Source organism: Rhodococcus sp. P14 (genome assembly GCF_000256505.1).
Lineage (GTDB): Bacteria > Actinomycetota > Actinomycetes > Mycobacteriales > Mycobacteriaceae > Rhodococcus > Rhodococcus ruber.
Genome location: NZ_AJFC01000003.1, coordinates 1 through 2,442 on the forward strand (window position 1 = coordinate 1; position 2,442 = coordinate 2,442).

Consider the following 2,442-nt stretch of genomic DNA (forward strand, 5'->3'; position numbering starts at 1 on the left):
CACACGCTGCTGCACCCGCAGGAGTTCGATCCACCCCACGGCATCTTCCTGCTCGCGTCGCTGGACGACGTCCCGGCCGGCATCGGCGGATGGCGGGCGCGGAACTCGGCGCACCCCGGACTGCGCGACGGCGACGCCGAGATCAAGCGCATGTACGTGCGCGCGGGTCTGCGCCGACGAGGCGTGGCGCGGCGGATCCTGGCCGAGCTCGAGCGCACCGCCGCCGAGGCGGGCCGGCGCCGCATGGTGCTCGAGACCGGCACCGAGCAGCCCGAGGCGCTCGCGATGTACGCGGCGGCCGGGTACGTTCCGCTGGCCGAGCGGTTCGGTGAGTACGCCTGTTCGGACTCGTCGCTGTACTTCGCCAAGGACCTGCCGCCGCAGGACGCCGCGCACCGCATCCGCCCGGCCACCGCGGCGGACCTGCCGCTGCTGCAGGACATCGAACGTGCGGCCGGACGGGCGTTCACCGAGCTCGGCATGGACGCCGTCGCCGACGACGCGCCGCCCACGCTCGCGGAGCTGCGCGAGTACGTGACCGCCGGGCGCGTGTGGGTGGGTACCGACGGTGACGACCGCCCGGTGGCCTACCTACTCGCCGAGATCGTCGACGGCACCGCCCACGTCGCGCAGGTGTCGGTGCATCCCGAGCACGCTCGCCGCGGGCTCGGCCGGGTCCTGATCGATCACCTCGCGACCTGGGCACGCGTTCGGGCGCTGCCCGCGCTGACGCTGACCACCTTCGTCGACGTCCCCTGGAACGGGCCCTACTACCGGCGGCTCGGCTTCGAGTTCGTGCGCGACGACGACCTCGGTCCGGGCCTGCGCCGGATCCGTCGTGAGGAGGCCGCCCGCGGTCTGGATCGGTGGCCGCGGGCGGTGATGCGACGCGGACTGTGAACGGCGTCGAACGCCGTCACGGGTACTCCGGCACGGACGCCGACCAGAATCGCCGCACCAGATCCGTCGTCTCGGCGGGCGCCTCGAGCGGGACGAGGTACGCGGCGCCGTCCACGACGGCGCACGAGCCCTGCGGCACCAGGCGGCTCGCCGCGCGCGCCTGCTCCGGCGTCCACCCCTTGTGGTCGCTGCCGGTGACGAAGAGGGTCGGCACGGACAGCCCGGGCAGACGGTCGGTCAGATCGGGGCGGTGCAGCGAGATGGAGACGACCGCGTTGCGCAGTGCCGCCCGGTCGGCGCGGACGAGGCAGTCCCCGACGAGGGCGACCGCCTCCGGATCGCGTTTCCTCGTTGCGGCGGAGAGCAATACGTTCGTCACCCCCGAGCGGATGAAGCCGACGGGGCCGAGCATCCGGTGGGCGGCGAGGAGGAATACCGTGCGTGCGCGCTCCGTCCGGTTCAGCGCCTGGACGGGCGTCCCCAGCGTCACCAGCGTCCGGCAGCGCGGCGCCGCGTCGGTCGCGAAGACGATGCCGATGTGGCCGCCCCAGGCGTTGCCGATCCAGTCGACGGGTTCGTCGACGCCGAGTTCGTCGAGTATCGTTCCGGCCGCCGCGGCGCATTCGGCGAGGGTGTAGCGCCGGCCGGGATCATCGCTCGCCCCGTGCCCCGGGCCGGTGACGGACACGACCCGCCGTTCGGTTGCCAGCTCGTCTTCGACTCGGCCCCAGGATCTTTCGTCGACGAACAGGCTGTGCCACAGCACGGCGGTCGGACCCTGGCCCCGCACTCGCACGGCCAGCGAGCCCACTCCGGTCGAGATCTTCCGGGTCATCGCCCTCACCGCCTCCGGTTCCCGGTTGACATTGTCAAGTGCTATGGTCCTCCGCATGGTTGACAGTGTCAATGGGGGCCAGGGAGCCGGGCGGACGAGCCCGAGCCTCGACGAACGCCTGCTCCAGACCGCACTCGAGCAGTTGCGCGAGGAGCCCGCGGAACGGCTCAGCCTGCGCCGGGTGGCACAACAACTGGACGTGAGCCACCAGGCGCCCTACGTGCACTTCGGCACCAAGCGCCGGTTCCTCGCGGCGGTGGCCGGGACCGGACTCCGGCGGGCCGCGGCGACGGCCGCCGCCGCCGTCGAAGCCGCAGGCCCCGACCCCCTGCACCGGCTCCACGCCCTCGCCGGCGCCTACGTGCGCTTCGTGCGGGACAACCCGCACGTGCACGACCTGGCCTACGGGCCCACGGTCGACAAGGCCGACCACCCACGCCTGCAGCAGGCCGCGGCCGACTACTGGGAGCTGCTGCACGACACCGTCGCGGCCTGCCAACCCGCAGGCATCGACGAAGCCGACGTTCTGCGACGGTGCGCGGCCGCGTGGGGCACCGTCTACGGCATCGCCCGGTTGGCCGCACTGCACCAGATCCCGGCCTCGGTCCCCGCCGACAGGGACGCGCTGCTGCACGAGGCACTCGACATGCTCCATCGCGGATGGCAGGCCCGCGACTGAGTCCCCCGCCCGGCTCCCCCGGGCCCCG

Annotated in this window: 3 protein-coding genes; 2 read left to right on the forward strand and 1 reads right to left on the reverse strand. The window is 73.2% G+C overall.

Annotated features, from left to right (window positions below; all coding sequences use genetic code 11):
* A partial coding sequence (locus OEY_RS29575; protein WP_010591938.1) for a GNAT family N-acetyltransferase occupies positions 1 to 900 on the forward strand: 900 nt, incomplete at its 5' end.
* A 16-nt stretch (positions 901 to 916) separates the two neighbouring features.
* Here the strand turns inward: OEY_RS29575 and OEY_RS0100165 are convergent.
* The gene (locus tag OEY_RS0100165; RefSeq protein WP_010591939.1) at positions 917 to 1,735 is read right to left on the reverse strand and encodes an alpha/beta fold hydrolase; all 819 of its coding nucleotides are present in this window, start codon (positions 1,733 to 1,735) and stop codon (positions 917 to 919) included.
* Positions 1,736 to 1,790: 55 nt separating this feature from the next.
* Here OEY_RS0100165 and OEY_RS0100170 point away from each other — a divergent pair, with 55 nt between their 5' ends.
* Positions 1,791 to 2,414, forward strand: coding sequence for a TetR/AcrR family transcriptional regulator (locus OEY_RS0100170; protein WP_237713707.1), 624 nt, complete (start codon positions 1,791 to 1,793; stop codon positions 2,412 to 2,414).
* Positions 2,415 to 2,442: the final 28 nt, after the last annotated feature.